The organism is Gardnerella sp. c23Ub_4 (assembly GCF_055804115.1).
This window is the reverse complement of sequence record NZ_JANUYO010000003.1, coordinates 100520-119380: the sequence shown is the minus strand read 5'-3', so window position 1 is coordinate 119380 and position 18861 is coordinate 100520. Positions and strand designations below refer to the sequence as shown.

General features: G+C 41.1%; 18 protein-coding genes. 6 read left to right on the top strand and 12 right to left on the bottom strand.

Features of this window, described 5'->3' with window-relative positions:
• Nucleotides 1-2: 2 nt before the first annotated feature.
• From NYP67_RS06095 to NYP67_RS06080, 4 genes are all read right to left on the bottom strand, one after another.
• Nucleotides 3-1283 carry a site-specific DNA-methyltransferase gene (locus NYP67_RS06095; protein WP_473411305.1) on the bottom strand — a complete coding sequence of 427 codons (1281 nt, stop codon included), beginning with the start codon at nt 1281-1283 and terminating at the stop codon, nt 3-5.
• 115 nt (nt 1284-1398) lie between these two features.
• Nucleotides 1399-1920 (bottom strand): site-specific DNA-methyltransferase, encoded by a 522-nt coding sequence (locus NYP67_RS06090; RefSeq protein ID WP_473411286.1) that lies wholly within the window; start codon nt 1918-1920, stop codon nt 1399-1401.
• Nucleotides 1920-2045: a helix-turn-helix domain-containing protein gene (locus NYP67_RS06085; RefSeq protein WP_415694865.1), complete on the bottom strand. Its 126-nt coding sequence runs from the start codon at nt 2043-2045 to the stop codon at nt 1920-1922. Before NYP67_RS06085 ends, NYP67_RS06090 begins: the two co-directional genes overlap by 1 nt.
• A 25-nt stretch (nt 2046-2070) precedes the next feature.
• The gene (locus NYP67_RS06080; protein ID WP_415694836.1) at nt 2071-2424 is read right to left on the bottom strand and encodes a type IIL restriction-modification enzyme MmeI; all 354 of its coding nucleotides are present in this window, start codon (nt 2422-2424) and stop codon (nt 2071-2073) included.
• Between the two features lie 131 nt (nt 2425-2555).
• Here NYP67_RS06080 and NYP67_RS06075 point away from each other — a divergent pair, with 131 nt between their 5' ends.
• Nucleotides 2556-3323, top strand: a complete 768-nt coding sequence (locus NYP67_RS06075) for a helix-turn-helix domain-containing protein (protein ID WP_415694837.1) — start codon at nt 2556-2558, stop codon at nt 3321-3323.
• Nucleotides 3324-3613: 290 nt separating this feature from the next.
• Here the strand turns inward: NYP67_RS06075 and NYP67_RS06070 are convergent, their stop codons facing one another.
• The 4 genes from NYP67_RS06070 to NYP67_RS06055 all read right to left on the bottom strand — a co-directional run bounded on the left by NYP67_RS06070 (nt 3614) and on the right by NYP67_RS06055 (nt 8004).
• Nucleotides 3614-4300 (bottom strand): DUF4190 domain-containing protein, encoded by a 687-nt coding sequence (locus NYP67_RS06070; protein WP_415694838.1) that lies wholly within the window; start codon nt 4298-4300, stop codon nt 3614-3616.
• Between the two features lie 900 nt (nt 4301-5200).
• Nucleotides 5201-6133, bottom strand: a complete 933-nt coding sequence (locus NYP67_RS06065) for a LysR family transcriptional regulator (protein WP_248901264.1) — start codon at nt 6131-6133, stop codon at nt 5201-5203.
• Between the two features lie 178 nt (nt 6134-6311).
• Complete coding sequence (locus tag NYP67_RS06060; RefSeq protein ID WP_248901263.1) at nt 6312-6992, bottom strand: HAD family hydrolase; 681 nt, start codon at nt 6990-6992, stop codon at nt 6312-6314.
• A gap of 13 nt (nt 6993-7005) precedes the next feature.
• The gene (locus tag NYP67_RS06055; RefSeq protein WP_248901261.1) at nt 7006-8004 is read right to left on the bottom strand and encodes an ADP-dependent NAD(P)H-hydrate dehydratase; all 999 of its coding nucleotides are present in this window, start codon (nt 8002-8004) and stop codon (nt 7006-7008) included.
• 395 nt (nt 8005-8399) lie between these two features.
• Here NYP67_RS06055 and NYP67_RS06050 point away from each other — a divergent pair, with 395 nt between their 5' ends.
• From NYP67_RS06050 to thrS, 5 genes are all read left to right on the top strand, one after another.
• Complete coding sequence (locus NYP67_RS06050; RefSeq protein WP_004131455.1) at nt 8400-9584, top strand: metal ABC transporter solute-binding protein, Zn/Mn family; 1185 nt, start codon at nt 8400-8402, stop codon at nt 9582-9584.
• A 119-nt stretch (nt 9585-9703) separates the two neighbouring features.
• Nucleotides 9704-10528, top strand: coding sequence for a metal ABC transporter ATP-binding protein (locus NYP67_RS06045; protein WP_415694866.1), 825 nt, complete (start codon nt 9704-9706; stop codon nt 10526-10528).
• Nucleotides 10518-11450, top strand: coding sequence for a metal ABC transporter permease (locus tag NYP67_RS06040; protein WP_016635372.1), 933 nt, complete (start codon nt 10518-10520; stop codon nt 11448-11450). The genes NYP67_RS06045 and NYP67_RS06040 overlap by 11 nt, the downstream gene beginning before the upstream one ends.
• A gap of 2 nt (nt 11451-11452) precedes the next feature.
• Nucleotides 11453-12352 (top strand): metal ABC transporter permease, encoded by a 900-nt coding sequence (locus tag NYP67_RS06035; protein WP_016635373.1) that lies wholly within the window; start codon nt 11453-11455, stop codon nt 12350-12352.
• Between the two features lie 144 nt (nt 12353-12496).
• Nucleotides 12497-14527 (top strand): threonine--tRNA ligase, encoded by a 2031-nt coding sequence (gene thrS / locus NYP67_RS06030; RefSeq protein ID WP_473411285.1) that lies wholly within the window; start codon nt 12497-12499, stop codon nt 14525-14527.
• A 128-nt stretch (nt 14528-14655) separates the two neighbouring features.
• Here the strand turns inward: thrS and NYP67_RS06025 are convergent, their stop codons facing one another.
• The 4 genes from NYP67_RS06025 to NYP67_RS06010 all read right to left on the bottom strand — a co-directional run bounded on the left by NYP67_RS06025 (nt 14656) and on the right by NYP67_RS06010 (nt 18769).
• The gene (locus NYP67_RS06025) at nt 14656-15570 is read right to left on the bottom strand and encodes a dihydrodipicolinate synthase family protein (RefSeq protein WP_016635375.1); all 915 of its coding nucleotides are present in this window, start codon (nt 15568-15570) and stop codon (nt 14656-14658) included.
• A 137-nt stretch (nt 15571-15707) separates the two neighbouring features.
• The gene (locus NYP67_RS06020; RefSeq protein WP_473411284.1) at nt 15708-16481 is read right to left on the bottom strand and encodes an amidohydrolase family protein; all 774 of its coding nucleotides are present in this window, start codon (nt 16479-16481) and stop codon (nt 15708-15710) included.
• 66 nt (nt 16482-16547) lie between these two features.
• Entirely contained in the window at nt 16548-17834 is a 1287-nt protein-coding gene (locus tag NYP67_RS06015) for an MFS transporter (RefSeq protein ID WP_473411283.1), read from the bottom strand.
• A gap of 143 nt (nt 17835-17977) precedes the next feature.
• A complete protein-coding gene (locus tag NYP67_RS06010; protein WP_016635378.1) occupies nt 17978-18769 on the bottom strand; it encodes an SDR family oxidoreductase in 792 nt (263 codons plus the stop codon).
• Nucleotides 18770-18861: the final 92 nt, after the last annotated feature.

The window sequence follows — 18861 nt, the reverse complement described above, 5'->3', positions numbered from 1 at the left end:
GATCATGCCTCCTCATAGAAAGACTTCGTAAAAGCTTTATCGGCATCACTGATTTGATAACTTTCATCATCCATATCTGAAGCATTAACGTACAGCTTGTTCTTATCTACAAGCTTGATGAGCGCCTGCTTCTTTTCTTCTAACGTTAGATTCTCAAAGTCTTTATCCGCATCAGCGAGTTCCTGCTTAGTAAGATAAGGTACAATACGCTCATCTGCGTAAATGGCAGCTTTTACACTTTCAATAGTATCTTCAGTTGCATTTTGAATAGTGTTAATAAGCGTGTTAGCGTCTTCTTTAAGCTCGCAATAAACAAAAGAGCCGCCACCATGCCAGTTTTGAGACTTAGAAATACCACCTTGTTCGCCTTCAAGAACTTTCTTCAAGCGTTCAACAGTTATGTCTTGAATGTAATCCATTTGTTCAACACCAATGTATCGGCGTCCCATTTTATGAGCAACCGCAGCAGTAGTACCAGAGCCAAGATGGAAGTCAAGGACAAGGTCATTCACAGTTGTTGCAAGTGAAACTAATTCATCAATAAGACTTTCAGGTTTTGCGTAGTCGAACGGAGAAGAGCCAAATAATTCATCCAGATGATTTTTTGATTCACTAACCCATCGATTTTCAATCCATGAAGTATAAACAACAGATTTGTCCTCTCTGGTTTGATAAATTTTTTGGTACAGTTCAGTAATTCCGTCTTTGCGCTTACGTGCCTCAACGTTTCCATTGTTAATTTCAAATATTAGTTTATTTTCACTCCATCTCCAGCACCCATCTTCTCCATCAGGAAGAATAGGGAATACAGTTTCGTCATTGAATTTAACTCCATAAAATAAGTTTGGACGATCTGTTCTCTTACTATTAGAACCCCATTTTCTAATAAGTTGAGTCTTGTATTTGCCTCTCTCATCATTGTAGGGATATCTGTCTGTATCAACAATTGACTTCTTGTAGAATTTTGCTTGAGATTTATTTTTAGCATAACAAATAATGCTTTCATGAACTTGTGCAATAAAACTAGAATCCTGGCGTCCTCCTCGACCGTGCCATACTAAAGTTGCAATAAAGTTATCTCTATTAAAAATGTTATCCATCAATACTTTGAGATACCCGTATTCATTATCGTCACACTGAACAAAAATAGAGCCATCCTCACGGAGCAACTTTCTTGCCAACTCCAGCCTATTTTTCATAAACGTTAGCCATGTGGAATGGTTGAATGAGTCGTTATAGTTAAAGCTGTCATTGCCAGTGTTATAAGGTGGATCAATATATATGCACTTTACTTTGCCTTCGTAGCGTTTCAGTAGGCTTGCTAAGGCAATAAGGTTGTTGCCTTTTATAATTAAATTATCATCATCGTTAAGCGTTATGCCTGCTTCTTCTTCAACACTAATATATTTTTCTGCCCCCCCCCCCTATATTGTTTTTGCTAACCGCCGTATAACGTTTAGCATTCGTGAAGACTTTAGGTGCAAGCATGCGCGAGATTTCATCACTTGCTATCGTTTCGTTGTAGAAAATCTCGCTTCGTTTTTGATCGTCTTTATCTTGACCGCCTTCCAGCACACAATCCTTGTAAGGGAAGTCGAGCACAACATCGTTTGTTTGCGATATGAAACTGCCGTTATGCGTAAGCCCAATTTTGTTTGTGTAAGCCGTGTAAGAGTCAGGCAAGAATTCCTTTGATTCCATAAACCAAGCAAACTTTTGCTTATCAAAAACAAGCGTACCTTGAATGTCTTTGAAGAAGGTTTCTTTTACGTCTTCGTTAGAGAGGAGAAGCGTCAGCAAATTCTCATTCATTGCCATAACATCGTTATAAACAACAGCTTTAAGAAGCTTACCGTCTTCGGCTTTGTATTTATTGTTTGAAAGCAGGAGGCTTGCTACTGTGTCAAAAATGTTCTTCATTATTTCACCTCATTGTTCTTTACCTGTTTTACTTCGCAAATGTCTTTGATGTCGCATTCCAAGTATTGACATATGCGTAGTAGTGTCTCTGTATTCACGTTTTCACCTTTGCTAATTCTAGCTATGGAAGCTGATTATATTCCAGCATCTTCAGCATATAAGCAAAACACTATGCGAACAGTTAGTGAGTGGAAGATTGTAGGAATATCTTACAGCTTGCTCAGCTGGAGTAACCAAGGTACCTTGACGTTCTTCTGGCTTATCAAGATCAACATTCTTACTTTTTTGTTCAACAAGAAAACGAGAGTCGGTACACAACATGTCTATGTATCCGCCGCCAGCAGTGCGATACTCAAACTCGGTATTGTTTATTGCGTTTGGAACGTCTAGAACGTTTTGCATAAAATCAAGCCAAAACTTCTGTGTTTCCTGTTTTTCGTCGCCGCGACCTTGCCAGCGCTCAATAAACTCTGCTGCCTTTTTATGCTGATCTGCAATATTCATGCGTCTATTATCTACTGAACTACGGATTAGTCATGTGTTTATTGTTTATGTTGCATACAAAACCGTCTACATGACAACGTACACGTATCAAAACTGTTTCCTTAACGCAACAATTTTGATACACTTGTGTTATGTCTATTTTTGTGAATGATACTCTTCTTACGCGCGCGGAAGCAGCAGCTCGGCTATCAGTTAGCACACAGAGAATTAGCGCATTGTGCTCGAATCATTTACTAACAACATACACATTTGGAAGTAGGAAGATTTTAATTTCACTAGATTCTGTAAATCGTTATAAGCAACAAAACTCTAAAAGTGGTAGAGCATATGCTCCGTCATCGGCTTTTGCTGCATTGTTTATGCTTAGTGGTTGTGAAGTTTCGTGGATCAATAGGCAGCAGAAGTATCGTATAGAAGCATATTTGCGCTCGATTAGTCCGCAAAATTTGGTTAACAGATCTAAAAATCGCACAAAAACAATGGAGTATTGGTGTAGAAAATCGCGTTTAGCAGAACTTTCTGATAACTTGATACTTTCTGCTGCAACTGGGAGTCTGCACTCACAATTCCAACTTACGCAAACTGACAAAATAGAGGGATATATAAGCAGGAATAATTTAGAAGATTTAATAAATAAGTTTCATCTTAAGAATAGCGAAGATGGTGTAAGTAGTTCAATGGCAAACGTTAAACTTCGTGTTATTGAAGATTCTAAAATTTTCGATTTTATTCACCAAAATATGTCTTTGCATATTACAGAATGCACAGAAGAAACGCTGACAAAATCCTTTATGCCGATCGCAGTGTGTGCTGCAGATTTGGCTGAATCTGTTGATGTTCGCGAGCGCCAAGCAGGATTAAACAAGCTTGCGGAATTACTTGCTAAATATAATCACTAATCATAATCATGCAATAAAAGAATAAAAATTATGCCTTTTGCTAAAATTTAAAAATAATATTTGGGAGTTTTGATAGGGATTTTATGATTGGCATAAGTGTATCTACGCCTACAGTTGAAGTTTCTAAGAGTGATAAAGAAGTTAAAGCAAGCGATATTGTCGAGCCGTAAACATAGAAGATTCAATAATCGCAAAATTAAATCTGTCTGAGGCTATGCATTTATAAACAAAGAAAAAGCCTGATTAAAACGGTAATCAGGCTTTTATTTATGTTATAAAACGTTTTTTTATTACTTAGTCGTTGTATCGGATGCCATGCACATTACATTAGCAGCTGTTCCTGTTGCGCTCTTATGAGATATTTGCTTTCCATCAACACTAATGGAGCATTCTACTTGATAGCTATCTGACGTTGGATTGTTGATATCAAGTTTTGGTGTAGCCATAACAGTCCAGTCTTTTTTAGCGTCTTTGCCAGTTAAAACTTTTTCCCAAGTACCATTATCTGAGCTCTCATTGCTACTGGAGCCAGCAACTGACAAATTGATATCAGTTGGGCCTGTTCCTTTTACCTGAAGCTTCATTTCTTTAGCATTTTCATTAGCAATACCTTTTGCCATATTATCTATTTTCTTGCTTGCCTTATCTAAGCCTGATGTAGCTTTATTTAGAGAATTGCTGAAGCTAGCTTGCATGCATAAAGTAATCACTATTGAAAGAATGCCAAGAACGAGTCCAGCAATTACCATTCCGCGTCCACGTTTGTTACCGTTCTTTCCTGTTGAGTGGAACGAGCAGCCAGAAAATACAATGGCTAATATTCCCAGAACAAGACAGATGTTATTTATAATCGGAACGAATGAAAATACTATACCTATAATTCCTAATACGAGTGCAGACACGCCAAGTCCGCTTAAATGCTTGTATTCATGTTGAGAATTCTGATTTGTATGAATGGCTTCATTTCCTTCAGTCATCTTTCTTCCTTTTCTAGCTTTAATCTAAAAATATGCAAAAAAATAAAAGTAAATTTAAAATTGCATATGTGGTATAAATTTTATTCGTTTTTTTTTTTATGCAAGTTAACATAGACTCTTGTAAAAACTGCGTGTATCGCTTGCAAATATTTTATTCTGAGCATGCGGTTGCGCTCTATTACTGTGATTTTATAGAAAGTGTTTAGAAGCTAAATTGCGTTTGCATAATAGAAAACGGGAAAATTAACTATTGCAAAAGAGCTGGTCATTCCCCCAAACCAACTCGTTACGAGATTAAAGGGTAAGGGGAGCCCCAGCTCTCAATACAAGTTTATCATATGGGCACTTCCGCATACGAGGGGTGACTCCCTAATGTCGTTATTGCCTTACTAGATTCATGATACAATAATAAGCGCAAGTAAAAAACGGGGGTTCCAACCAATGGTAGTGGCTAGAACCCCTAGCCTCAATCTTTCCACACGATTATGAGTAAAACAAGAGTATTAGGCATTATTTCAGCTATCTGCGCTATTACCGCGGTAACAAACGTTATCCTACAAGTGCCATTTGCTGGTATTGGGTTCACTCTAGCCGCTGGTATTGCTGGCCTGTCTGCTGGCTTAACGGGTAGTAAGGAAAAATAAAAGGAGCCTATTATGCTAGATGAGAACGGTCAAACGGTACTCGTATCACTTTTTTGATAAATCTTCCGAGTGCTAATGGTAGATCCTCAAGGGTTCGAATCCCACAGGGGGCACCTGCAATCATTCTCACATTCGTGTTAATAACCCAAAATAAGGGCTAATTGCAAAATCTGTAGCTACACCAACAAACTTATATGCGTAGTTTTATCGCGCAGCTCTACGCACAGTTTTATCGCGTAGTGCTACGCGTAGCCGTCTACTTAGCTCTATTTATTACTTGATACCCGTGTTTAATTAGCACAGATTCGAGTTGAGAAAGATACGCGAGCGCTGCAGGAGAAAGATTCGTGCGCTCATTCTTAATCCACCCAACAAGCATTGTTTCTTCGCAATCCAGCGGAATGGTCACGATTTTCTCGTTATTCAAGTCGCCATTGTCGATTCCAGTGCAAATCGTAAAACCATTAAGACCAATAATAAAGTTCAAAATGGTTGCGCGGTCTGTAACATTAATCTTTTTAGGCGGGTGCTGAGGCCAAACTGCCTCCTCTGTAAAGAAGAAGCTACCATCCTCACCCTGCTCGTACTGAATAAATGGATATGGTCGTAAATCATCCAAAGTAAGCTTCTTGCGATTTGCGAGCGGATTGTTCCTAGAAATAAAAACGTGCAAATTAGCGCGGAAAAGAGGATGGAACTCAAGATGCTTTTCTCGAAGCATTTTTCCAATAACGTCTTTGTTGTAGTCGGAAAGATAAAGCAAACCAAGGTCTGCGCGCATTGAAGTCACTTGATTAATAATGTTCTTTGTGCGAGTCTCCCTTAGTGAAAACTCGTACTCGTTAGAATCTATGCTGCGAATCATGTCTACAAAAGCCTCAACAGCAAACATGTAATGCTGAGTTGCAACACTGCAAAGCTGCTTCCTTGGCTTAGTGCTGTTGTAGCGCTCTTCTAGCAAATCTGCCTGGTCTAAAACTTGGCGCGCGTATGTTAAAAACTCAGCTCCGTCAACCGTTAATGCAATTCCTTGAGAAGACCTTGTAAAAATCTCGATTCCAAGCTCTCGCTCCAGCTCTTTTACGGAAGAGCTTAACGCTGGTTGTGAAACATAAAGTTCGTGCGAAGCTTCGTTCATAGATCCACACTCTACGATTTTCACAATGTACTTTAATTGCAGCAGCGTCATTATTAAGAGCCTTCCGATTTTTGGGATTTATACTTGACTATTTCCAACTATTACAACTATAACAACTATAAACTAACGCCTATAATCTTGCGATTAACGCTTATAGTCTAATAATCTAACGCCTACAAACTTGCGACTTTGGCTTAAAGACTGCAATCTAATGCTTGCAATCTAAAGCCTATAATCTAACGCCCAGCGATGCCAAATCTTTGCGAGCTTGTTCGGTAGTAGTAAAAACAAACCCATGCATTCCAACGTTATGCGCGCCATCAATATTTGCTGGTTTATCGTCGAAGAAAACAGTTGTTTGCGGTTTTAACCCAAATCTGCTCATAGCAAGCTCAAAAATCTCGGGCTGTGGCTTATGTAAATGCTCAACGCCAGAAATAACTGTGCCTTGTAAAAGCGTGTTTAGTTTTGGGAATTTACGCAATGCGAGTGGGAAAGTCTCTCTAGACCAGTTAGTCAATCCCCAAACGCCGTACCCAGCTTTGCGTAAATCGTGCAACAAATCGACTATTCCAGGCATCATTCGCGTAAGAACTTGATCGTAGTGTGCGCAATACCATTGAAAAGCGTTGCTAAGATCCTTGCCAAATCGCCTATCGTATTCTGGCAAAAGGTCTTTTAGTAGTTCGCCGCCGTCCATGCGATCTTCAAACTCATAGAATCCAGCCAAATCGTCTTTTCCAAAAGTGCCATTAGGGCAAATCGTGTCTACCAAATCTGGGAACTGTTTTTGCAAGCAATTCCTGCAATTCCACTCGAGCAAAACTTTGCAATAATCGAACATTACGTCGTGAATTTCAACAGATTCTGCATTTGTGTTGATATTTGTGTTGATATTTTCGCTTGTCATTTTTCTTCTTTCACTAATCAAGATTCATTAAAAATCCAAGAGCATAAGGCAATGCATCAATAATATCGCTTGCGACTATTGGATGCTCAATATTTTCGTAATTTTTGTAATTTGCGCAATTATTGTAAACGCTTTTTTCATACGACTTTGCATACGATCTTGCAGCCAAATTTGCAGCCAATCCATGGATTACAGCCGCGCTAGCAGCGATTAATGCGTAGTTTGCATTTTGATTTAGTTCACAATTGTTCTGTGCAAGAAGCGCGCCTAAAAGTCCAGCAAGAACATCTCCAGACCCTGCGGTTGCAAGCCAAGATGGGCCATATTTGCAAGTAAATATTGGCAAGTTCAAGTTCTTTGCAGATGCAACAACAGTTGTAGAGCCTTTAAGAAGAACGGTTGCTCCAGTAAGATCTGCCGCTTTTTGAGCGAACTCTACAGGATTTTTTGCAATATTTTCCGCACTAAAATCAAGGTTATAACGTTTTAATAGCTTGCTTAATTCTAAAGCATGAGGAGTTAAAACAACTTTTTCACAAACTTTTTTAGGCAATAAATCAAGCGCTCCAGCGTCTACGCATACAGGCGGTAGGTTTGTGTTTTCTTGATTTTGTGCGCTACATGCGCTATGCGCGCTATATGGTTTAAGTAAGTCTAAAATGTAGTCTCGTTGCGATTTTGTGGAATCATCATTGCAATGCTCATAATCTGGGATTCCAGATCCAACAGTTATAGCGTTGACTTTTCCTTGCAAGCAATCCGAAACAACAGCTTCGGGAACAGCTTGTAAAACAAGATTTTGCGCTCTAAGTGGCCCCGCGTATCGAACCATGCCAATGTTGCTGCGTGATGCAGATTTTGCGCTTAAAACGGCCGCTCCTGGGTATGCGTTTGATCCTGTTGCTAATCCAAGAACGCCTCTAGAGTACTTATTGCTCGATTCGTTTGGCTTTTTTAAGCATTTGCTAGCATCTTTTGCATCTATACTGGCTGTGTTTAGAAGTGGAGTCATATTTACGATTCTAGTGAATATATGCGATTGTTGATTGTGTGCGATTGTTGATTATGTGTGATTATTGCTTGATAGTAGTGACAATTTTGCGTTCCTATACATCATTTATTGGCAAATCGCAAGAAAGGTCGCAAGAAAAATCGCAATTATATCAAACAAAAAAATTGCGACACGCTGTTTTGTAAAAAATTCCGATAATTTTTTGTGATTTTATTGACCAAGCTTTTTATTTTCTCTATGCTTAAAACGTTATTGCTAACGATAATCTTTCCTAATTACAAGATTAAACAAAGATAGCACAAGTTAAAGTGCTTAAGGAAAACACAAGAAAAATTGCAATAATGAATAATGTGAATTTCAATAATGTGAATTCATAAATTCCGGAAAGGAAAATAGTGAAAACTGCACGAATTTTTGCCACCGCAGCCACCGCCGCTTTGCTAACTGTTGGCTTGTGCGCATGTGGGTCTACAGCTAAAACAGCAGATCAAAAGACTAACGGCAATCAAGTAAACGTGGTTGCAACAACTACGCAAATCTGCGATTACGTAACTCAAATTGCATCCACTGCAGATGCAAAATCTGGATTAAGCCTTAATAAGACTGATTCTCAAGGCAAAAAGTCTGTGATTGGCGCGCCTTTAGACAAAGCAAAGTCAACAATCAACCTTACATGCTTGCTTGCTCCAAACGCATCTGCACACGAGCACGAGATGACGCCAGCGCAATCCAAAGCGCTTTCTAAAGCAGATTTAATGCTTGTTTCTGGAGTAGATCTTGAGCACTTCTTAGATCAGGCTGTAAAAGCTACTGGTTTTAAGGGCACAATGGGTGTAACTTCGGGCATTCTTACCGCAGACGAAATCAAGGATTCCAAAGCGCAAGCTGCTAAAGAAAAGAATCTTCCTTACAAGATTGACCGCGGTGTTGAAAAAGTTCATGCCGAAAAGTGGCCATTCCCACCAGAAGAAGGCGAGAAGGAACCAGAATTCCAGTATGATCCACATATTTGGACCAGCACTAAGAACACTATGATTCAAGTCAAGAATATTGGTAACTTCCTTGGCAAGGCTCTTCCAGAAAGCAAGTCAATCTTCGACGAGCATGTTGAAAAGTTTGTTAAGTCGCTTACTGATTTAGACTCTTGGGCTACGGAGGCTTTGAACAGTGTGCCGCAGGAACATCGCGTACTCTTTACTTCGCACGACGCATTCGGATACTTCTCGCGCGACTACAATGTTAAGTTTATTGGCGCAGCGCTTTCCGACTTTAACAGCCAGCAAGACGCAACCGCAGACCATATTAAGGAAGCTGCGGAAGCTGTTAAAAAGTCTGGTGCTGTAGCAATTTTTGCCGAAAACTCCAACAATTCCAAGTCAATTAAGGCCGTTGCTGCTGCTGCAGGAGTAAAGGCGATTATTGGCGACGATGCGCTTTACGGCGATTCTCTTGGCCCTGTTGGCTCTGCTGGCGAGACTTATATTGGTTCCATTGCTCACAATGTTCAGACTCTTGTTAAGGCTTGGGATGGCAAAGTTCCAGACCTTCCAGAATCTGTAAAAACTGCTTTGAAAAAGTAGTTAATAGGTAGCTACATAAGTAGCTGAAAATAATAAATCACTACAAAAGTAGTTACAAGAAGTAGTTACAAAAGTAGTTAAAAGAAGGCTAATTTATAGTGAATAAGAGCGTTCTCGCAATGAAAGATTGCGACTTAGCGTACGGTTATAAAACTGTTGTAACTGGTCTTAACGGAAGTGTAGAAGCTGGAGAGGCTTTAGCTTTGATTGGGCCTAATGGTTCTGGAAAAACAACATTTTTGCAGGCGATTATTGGTATTGTGCGAGTGAGTCATGGAAGCTTAACAATGCCAAAAACGGTTTCTATAGGCTACGTTCCTCAACAAGTTGATTTGGATTTGACTTTTCCAATCACCGCTCGTCAAGTTGTAGCAATGGGCTTAAGCAGGCAAACTGGATTCCTGGGTTTGCTTAAAAAAAGCCAGAAAAAAGCTGTTGAGAGCGCTCTTAATCATGTTGGTTTGCTAAATAGGGCAGATGTGCGATTTGGCGATCTTTCTGGAGGCCAGCGTCAGCGAATATTGCTTGCACGCGCTATTGTTGCGCGACCTACGTTGATTCTTTTAGACGAGCCTTTTAATGGATTAGACGAGCCGAATCGAAAAGAGTTGCTCAATATTATGAAGTCCGCTAAAGAAGATGGGATTTCGTTTATTGTCTCTACTCACGACCTTGTAATTGCGGACGCGATTTGCGAGAAAGCATTACTTTTGGCTGGTCGTCAAGTGGCTTTTGGGCCTCTTAGAAAAGTCATGACTAAAGAAAACATATCTTTGGCTTATGGCGGAAGTATGCCAGGTGCAAGCGCGGGTCTTACTTTGAATCAATTAGCAAACAAAGATGCTTCGTTAAATGATTCGTTAAATGTGCCAAGTGATTCAAGTATTTCAACTAATTCAAGCATTTCTGGCACTGCTTTAGGAGACGAATCCAATGCTAGCTGAATTGGTTGAGTCTTTGCGCAAAATCCTCGAGCCTATACCAGGATTTGACTTTATTGCGTCCGCTCCCTACATTTTTAGGCCTTTCTGCCTTCTTATTGTTCTTGCGGTTGCTAGTGGAATAGTTGGCGTGTTTGTTAACTTAAGATGCGCCGAGTTTAATGCGGAGGCTTTGGTTCACGGGATTTTTCCTGGAATCGTAGTCGGAGCATTGTATGGAGGAATTGGGCAAATCATTCCAGGAGCTTCGATTTGTGCAATTTTTCTGGTCGCAGCTCTTGTGTGGGCATCTAGGTCTCAAAAAATCAATGAGTCAATAATCGCAACAGTTTTAACAACATTTTTTGCGCTTGGAATCGTAATATCTCTTAAAAAGGGAGATATGTCTGGCCAGCTTGAAGCACTTATGTTTGGACGCTTGTTAGATGTTACAGACGATAGAATGACTCAAGCCATGCTTATTTGTTTATTTGCAATCGCATTGCTTGCGCTAACTTGGAAGAAGCAGATTGTTGTTGCGTTTGACCGCGCTAGTGCTCCTTTAATGGGTGTTAATACTTTAGTTGTAGATATTGTGCTAAACGTTGCAATTGCGTCTGTTGTAGTTTCTGCATCTTCGGCTGTTGGCGTGCTTCTTGTTATTGGATACCTTGTTATTCCTGGAGCTAGCGCAAGATTGGTTGCGCGCACTGTTGGGCGTATGGTGGCTGTTGGCGTTGCTGTTGGTATTGCTGGCGTTTTATTAGGCATGTACGCTATGAACTTGGAGCTTGATCACCCAGTTTCTCCACAAGCTGCAGTGGCGCTAAGTATTTGCGCAATGTTTGTAATCGTTTTGATTTTAAGATTCTTATACAGAGTTACATACGCACTAGTGTTTTCTAAAAAGAAAAAGTCTAGCGCAATAGAGGCTGGTGGAAAGTAATAATGGTAAGTATTTGGCAAATTATCGCTCTTCCTATTGTAGAGGCAATCGCTGTTGGAGCATTATGCGGTTTTGTTGGATCTTTGGCTTTGCTTAATCAGCGTATTTTCTTCACCGAGTCTATAACTCACGCTGCTTTTCCAGGAGCTGTAATCGGAGTTGTAGTCACATCTGTTTATACGATTGACCAGAACGTTTTGTCTATTGGTCTTTTTATCGGCGCTGCTTTGGCTTGTATTGTTTTGTCTTTTATGATGCATGTTCTTTCTAAACTAAAGGGTATATCTTCTCAAGCTTCTGCTGGAATAACTCTTACTGTTGGTTTTGCTAGCGGCTACTTTTTGAACAAGTGGTTTGCTCCGCTTCCATTGCGAATTGAGGGTTTTTTAACAGGATCTTTGCTTAATTGCACTCCTGCAGACGTGATTTTTGCGATTATTGCATTCGCTCTTGCACTAGGATTGTGGAGTTTTAATAGTGCTAATTTGATTCATTGCTCTTTTGACTCCACTAATTACAAAGCTTTAGGAGGCAGAAGCGGATTAATGCAAGGAATTGTTCTTGCGCTAATAATCATTACAGTTTCGGTAATTATTCCAGCTGTTGGAACTGTTGTTTCGGTATCTTTAATCGCAGCTCCTGCAGCAGCACTAAAGAGTAGAATGCGTTCGATTAACAAGTTTGTGTTTGCGTGCGTATTGTCTTCTATTTTTATAGCGCTTTTAGGACTTGCCTTAGCTGTGATTTTAAGACTTTCTGCTGGCGGAACTATCGCGATTTGCGCTGGATGCTTCTATTTAGTTGTAAAGCTTAGTGAAAGCATCTTTTTGAAAATACATGAGATTTATTCTAGTTTTTGCAAAAAATCATTGTTAAAAAGTCGCTCTGTTGTTCTAGAGTAACAGAGAATTGCGCGTGAAAAATGCGTGCGATTGACGTCGTTTTTTGCGCGTTTTATTTATGTTTTAATCGCGTAAGTTTATCGACGCCACACAAGTCCAGGTCTGCACATTAGTAACGCAAGACCCCGATAGAAAAGGACAATTATGGCTGAAAATACCATCTCCATCACTGTAGACGAGGAACGCAAGGAGGTGGATGCAAGCTTCACTGGCGTTGAACTTTTCGCGGAAGATAAGAATATTATTGCCGTGCGTTTAAATGGAGAGTTGCGTGATTTGTACACGCCTCTTCATAACGGCGATACCGTGGAATCAGTAGCACTTGATAGTGAAGATGGCATCGCAATCATGCGTCATTCCGCTACACACGTGATGGCTCAAGCTGTTCAAGAAATTCGACCAGACGCAAAGTTGGGCGTAGGTCCTGTAATTAAAGACGGCTTCTACTATGATTTCGATGTTGATACTCCATTTACGCCAGACGATTTGAAGCAAATCGAAAAGCATATGCAGCGCATTATTAAAGAGTCTCAAAGCTTCCGCCGCCGCGTTGTAACAGAAGATGAAGCGCGCGAAGAAGAAGCAAATCAACCTTATAAGTTGGAGTTGATTGGAGATAAGGAAGCGGCTCTTGATCCTGCGGCTGCTGGCGAAATCAGCAAGCACGAGCTTAGCATGTACGACAATTTGGATCGCGAAGGAAACAAGGTCTGGAGCGATTTGTGCCGTGGACCTCATTTGCCAAATACGCGTTATATTAAGGCTTTTAAGCTTGAGCGTGTTGCTGCAGCTTACTGGCGCGGTTCGGAGCATAATCCTATGCTTCAGCGCATTTACGGAACTACATGGCCTAGCAAGGAAGAGCTTAAGGCTTACACAACTCGCATGGAAGAGGCTGCTAAGCGCGATCATCGTAAGCTTGGTCAAGAGATGGATTTGTTCTCCTTCCCAGATGAGATTGGTCCAGGCTTGGCAGTGTTCCATCCAAAGGGTGCTGCAATCATTAACGCAATGGAAGATTATTCGCGTGAGCAGCACAGAAAGCATCACTACAGCTTTGTGCAAACTCCTCACATTACTAAGGGCGGCTTGTACGAGACTTCTGGTCACTTGCAGTGGTACAAGGATGGCATGTATCCTCCAATGAAGCTTGACGAAGAGCGCGACGAAAACGGTAACGTAACTCGTCAGGGTGCTGACTACTACTTGAAGCCAATGAATTGCCCAATGCATAATTTGATCTTTAAGTCTCGCCAGCGTTCGTACCGCGAACTTCCTTTGCGATTGTTTGAGTTTGGTACCGTGTATCGCTACGAAAAGTCTGGCGTTGTGCATGGCTTGACTCGTGTTCGCGGATTGACTCAAGATGATTCGCACATTTACTGCACTCGCGAGCAGATGCGCGATGAGTTGAAGAGCTTGCTTAACTTTGTGCTTGGTCTTCTTAAAGACTTCGGTTTGAACGACTTCTACTTGGAGCTTTCCACTAAGGATGAGCACAAGTTTGTTGGTTCCGACGAGATTTGGGAAGAAGCAACAAACACTTTGGCAGAAGTTGCTAAAGATTCTGGTTTGGAACTCGTGGACGATCCAGGTGGAGCTGCATTCTACGGACCTAAGATTTCTGTGCAAGCTCGCGATGCAATCGGCCGCACTTGGCAGGTTTCTACTATTCAGCTCGACTTCAACTTGCCTGAGCGCTTTAAGTTGGAGTACATTGCAGCTGACGGTAGTCACCAGCGCCCTGTAATGATTCACCGCGCACTCTTCGGCTCTATTGAGCGTTTCTTCGCTATTTTGCTTGAGCATTATGCAGGCGCGTTCCCAGCATGGTTGGCTCCAGTTCAAGTGACTGGCGTTCCTGTTGCAGACGAGTTTGCTCCACACTTGCAAAAGTTTATTAGCGATTTGGAAGAGAATATGGTTCGTTGCGAAATGGATAGCTCCGACGATCGCTTTGGCAAGAAGATTCGTAACGCTTCTAAGTCTAAGGTGCCTTTCACTTTGATTGCTGGCGAAGAGGATGTGAACAACAATGCTGTGAGCTTCCGCTTCCGCGATGGTAGCCAATTGAACGGTATTCCTGTTGCACAAGCTAAAGAGTGGATTTTGTCCATTATTAAGCAGCGCGTTCAAGTAAATACTGCAGAAGATTTTGAGCACTACACAAAGTAGCATTCGCGATGCAACTTACGTAGCGTAAATCAACGCAAAATAACGTAAGTCAACACAAAACAAACCCGCACTTCTTAACGTTGTGCGGGTTTATTCTTTTTATTCTTGATTTATTGCGAGTGACTTAGTTACTTAAGCAGCGCACGAATTGCTTCGACTTGCTCGCTATTAACTTGACTTGCAGGCTCGCGAACAAGCGTGCTAATCGGCAATCCCTTAAGATTTACAGCAGCTTTAATCGCAGAAATAAACAAGTCGGTAGTATTGTAAACTGCCATCAAGTGGCTGATTCTTTTAGCACATTCAATAAGATGCGCAAAGTCGCCAGCCTCATACGCTTTATGCAAAGCTGCAAAAGTTTCTGGCTCTACATTAGTAAGTCCACAAATCACGCCATTTCCTCCAGCAATCCTGTTAGGAGTGTAGTACTCGTCAAAACCAGAGAAAACAACAAAATCTGGGTTTACGCGTCTAGTCGCATCAATCATTGCGCGAGTATGGCTTATAGTATCTACCGTGTCTTTAATGCCAACAATATTCGGGTATTTTTCAGCAAGACTTGCAACTAAGCTTGGTGTTAAATCGCTGCCAGTTCGAGCAGGGAAGTTGTATAGAATAACAGGCAAGCTAGTTGCGTTCGCAATTGCGCCAAAGTAGTGTTCTGCGGTTTGTGCGGTTGGTCCAAAGTAGTATGGAGATACAGCTACAACAGCGTCTGCTCCGCAACTTTGCGCAAACTTAGTAAAGTCAAGTACTTCGTTAAGATTAGTGTTTCCAACGCCTATAAGAACTGGAACTCTGTGATTAACGTGCTCAATAGCAAACTTAGCAGCTTCCTTTTTTACGCTAAGCGGGTATGCGTAGAACTCGCCAATGCTGCCAAAAATCAATATGCCATTAATCCCAGAATCAATCAGATGGTCTAAGTGCTTTGCCCATAAGTCGTAGTCAATGCTTCCGTCATCTTTGCTTACAGTTATTGATGGACAAAAAACGCCCTTAAAAGCATGCAAGTCAAGCTTTGCGCTATTAGAAGTAGTCATAAAATTCGTCCTTTTATTTAATTATTTTGTGTATTGAATTATGGGGCATAAGACTTTAACTGGCAAAATCTTACACCCCATAAGCAATGATTACTAAAATCGACTATTAAAATCGACTATTCAAATAATTTAATTAATTACAGTTTAATACCATACGCCTTCTTTGCGTTATTCATAAAGAAATCTTCGTCGTCGCCGAAAAGCTCCACCATTAAGTCAAGATGCTGCTTAAGTGAAGAATTCAACTTAACAACTGGCCAATTAGAGCTAAAGAGTAGGCGATCAGGGCTAAATGTGTCTTTTACAAACTTAACAATATCTGGATTTACTGGATTATCTCCAGAAATCTTAATATAGCTGTGTGGAAGCTTTGCAAACGCACGCAAAGCAGCGCAGGAATCCTCGTCTAATCCTGGAACATTGCCCAAATGGTTTAGAACAACAGTCACTTCTGGAACTTGCTCAAAGGCTTTAGCCATACCGCCAAGTTCTTCGCCACGATTGCAAAGCTCAAAAGGCATGCCCTTCTTTGCCATTGCCTTAAGGCCACCAATAAACGAAGGCTCTAGGCAGCGTCCGCGTGGCTCGCTTGGAATGTGAAGAGGCTCGCGAATACCAGTTGCGTGAATTGGAACGCGCATAAATGGATCCAACGTAACTCTAAGCATTTTAGCAAGAATCTTAGGATTAGGATTTTCTCCAATAAGCCTATCTTCTAGCTCGTGGTCTGCAGCATCAACCTCAACATATACGCCGCCGAGGAAGTCAACACCCAAGTCTGCATACTCTTTTTCAAGCTGCTCTAACGTAAAGGTGTGGTTTAACTTGTCTAAGCCATCAAGCCAAGGCAAGACTTGCTTTGTTGGATCCCAAATATGAAAATGGGAATCTAAAATACGAAGTTGAGACATAATAAACTTTCCTTTCTAAAGTCTTTCTAAAGACTTTCAAATAAAGACTTTGTAGTTCTTTGCAAATCACTTAGCTTCTACAAGACCAATCTTGGAACCCCACAATGCGTACCAAGCTACATACAAGAATCCTGGAACGGTGAGCAACACTGCAACCTCAATGCCAGCAAAATCTTGTACAAATCCAAGGAATAGTGGGATTATAGCTGCGCCAACAACGCTCATAATCAAAGCGGAAGAGCCAGTCTTTGCAGCAGAGCCATGAATTCCCTTTAAGGTAAGTGAGAACACGGTTGGGAATCCAATAGACACAAACAGGTAGGAGATAATGTAGGCCACTACAGAAATCTTGCCGAGTCCAAGGAATGCTACAAACATAAGCACTGCGCTCAAAACCATGTAGATTCCAAGAATCTTATCGCTATCAAACTTTGTCATAAGAGGCGTTGTAATAAAGCGACCAAGAGTAAACATTAAGGAAACGATTGCAAGCATAGACGCCGCAATACCAGTTGTTACTCCAGCACCCCAATGCTTAAGAGCAAACGATGAGAACATTGCCATTCCAACAACCTGAAGGCCTACAAATACAAATTCTGCAATAACGCCAAGTGTAAAGTATGGCTTCTTAACAAGATGCAAGAATGAAGAATCGCCCTTATTTTCTTGATCTGCCTCAACATCTCCTGGAGGTGTAGGAAGCTTAAAGCAGAAGAAGATTGCAATAACCGCAATAAGAACAATGCCAATAACAATGTAAATCATGCGAGTATCGCTAAGGAACTTCGACTTAGCAAATTCAAATCCTGGTTCGCCTTGCTTAACGGTTTTACCAATAATGTTGCCAAGAATAAGCGGGCCAACAATGCTGCCAACGCCGTTAAAGCTTTGTGCCATGTTGATTCTAAAGGATTCGCCCTTTTCGTCGCCAAGCTTTGTAATGTATGGGTTGCAGTTTGTTTCCAAAGTTGCAGCACCAAGAGCAATAATAAACATTGCTATAAGGAACATAACATAGCTTGCTGTAGCGGTTGCAGGAATTACAGCAAATGCGCCGATTGCAAAGAGTGCAAGACCGCTAATTACGCCGCCCTTGTACCCAAAGCGCTTTGCGATTAAACCTGCAGGAATAGCCATTACAAAGTATGCGCCAAAGTATGCAACCTGAAGCAGCGCTGCTTCTGTGTTGTTTAGATTTAAGTAATGTCCAAATGGGGAATTAAGAGCATTGACCAAATTCATGGTCAAACCCCATACGAAGAACAAAGATGTTACCAATACAATGGCAATTATAGTTTTTGAGCTACTTTTGTTATTGTTAACAACCACGTTGTCGTTTTCTTTTGTAGTCATCGTCACTCCCGTGTGAGAATAATTCAAAGAGTTTAAGATTTTAAGTTCTTAAATGATTTTGTGCAATGGTGCGCAAGCACACATTTTGCATTGCGCACCATCGACTAGTTAAATTGCATTAATCTTAAATTTGCATTTGTGATTTAAGACAAAGCGCGATCAAGATGCACGTAGCCGCCATCAACGAATACCCACTGACCAGTGGTGTGCGAAGAGCGATCAGAAAGCAGGAATGCAGCTTCGTTTCCAATCTCTTCCGTGGTAGTCATGCGGTTCTCCAGAGGAATCTTGTCGGTAATAACCTTCAAACGAGCCTGCTGAGCTGCTTCGTCGCCAAAGGTCTTAATCCAATCGGCATACAGTGGGGTCCAGCATTCGGAGACAACAATCGCGTTTACGCGCACGCGGTCATGAATAAGTGCTGCAGCCCATTCGCGAGTCAAGCCTAAGATTCCACCCTTTGCAGCAGCGTAGGCACTGGTCTTGCCCTGGCCTGTTAGAGCAGTCTTAGAAGAAATATTCACAACAGCGCCGTGGCTTTCCTTCAAGTACTTTACAGCAGCGTGAACAGTCTCGTAGTAGTGGGTAAGGTTTCCGTGAATCGACTTCTCGAAGTCGCGCCAAGAAGTGGATTCCAAATCCTTGTTGTCGTTAACACCAGCGTTATTTACAATGCCGTCAATATGACCATACTTCTTGTAGGTTTCTTCAATAATTGGAGCGATTTCGTCCGTGTCGTTTAAGTCGAGAAGATAAACATCGTAGTTCTTTGTATATTGCTCAATATCCTTGCGGAATGTCTCTTCTGCAGGGTCTGCGCGGTTAATAACTACTGGAATTGCGCCCTCTTGTGCAAGCTGAAGCGTAATGCCCTTACCAATGCCCTTGAATCCACCTGTTACGATGAAAACTTTGCCTTCCAAATGCAAATCCATAATGAACTCCTTTGTTAAATGATGTGGTTTGCTTTTTGAATCTTAAATTATGAATCTTGATTGTTTAATTAATAATTGCTTAATCAAATAAT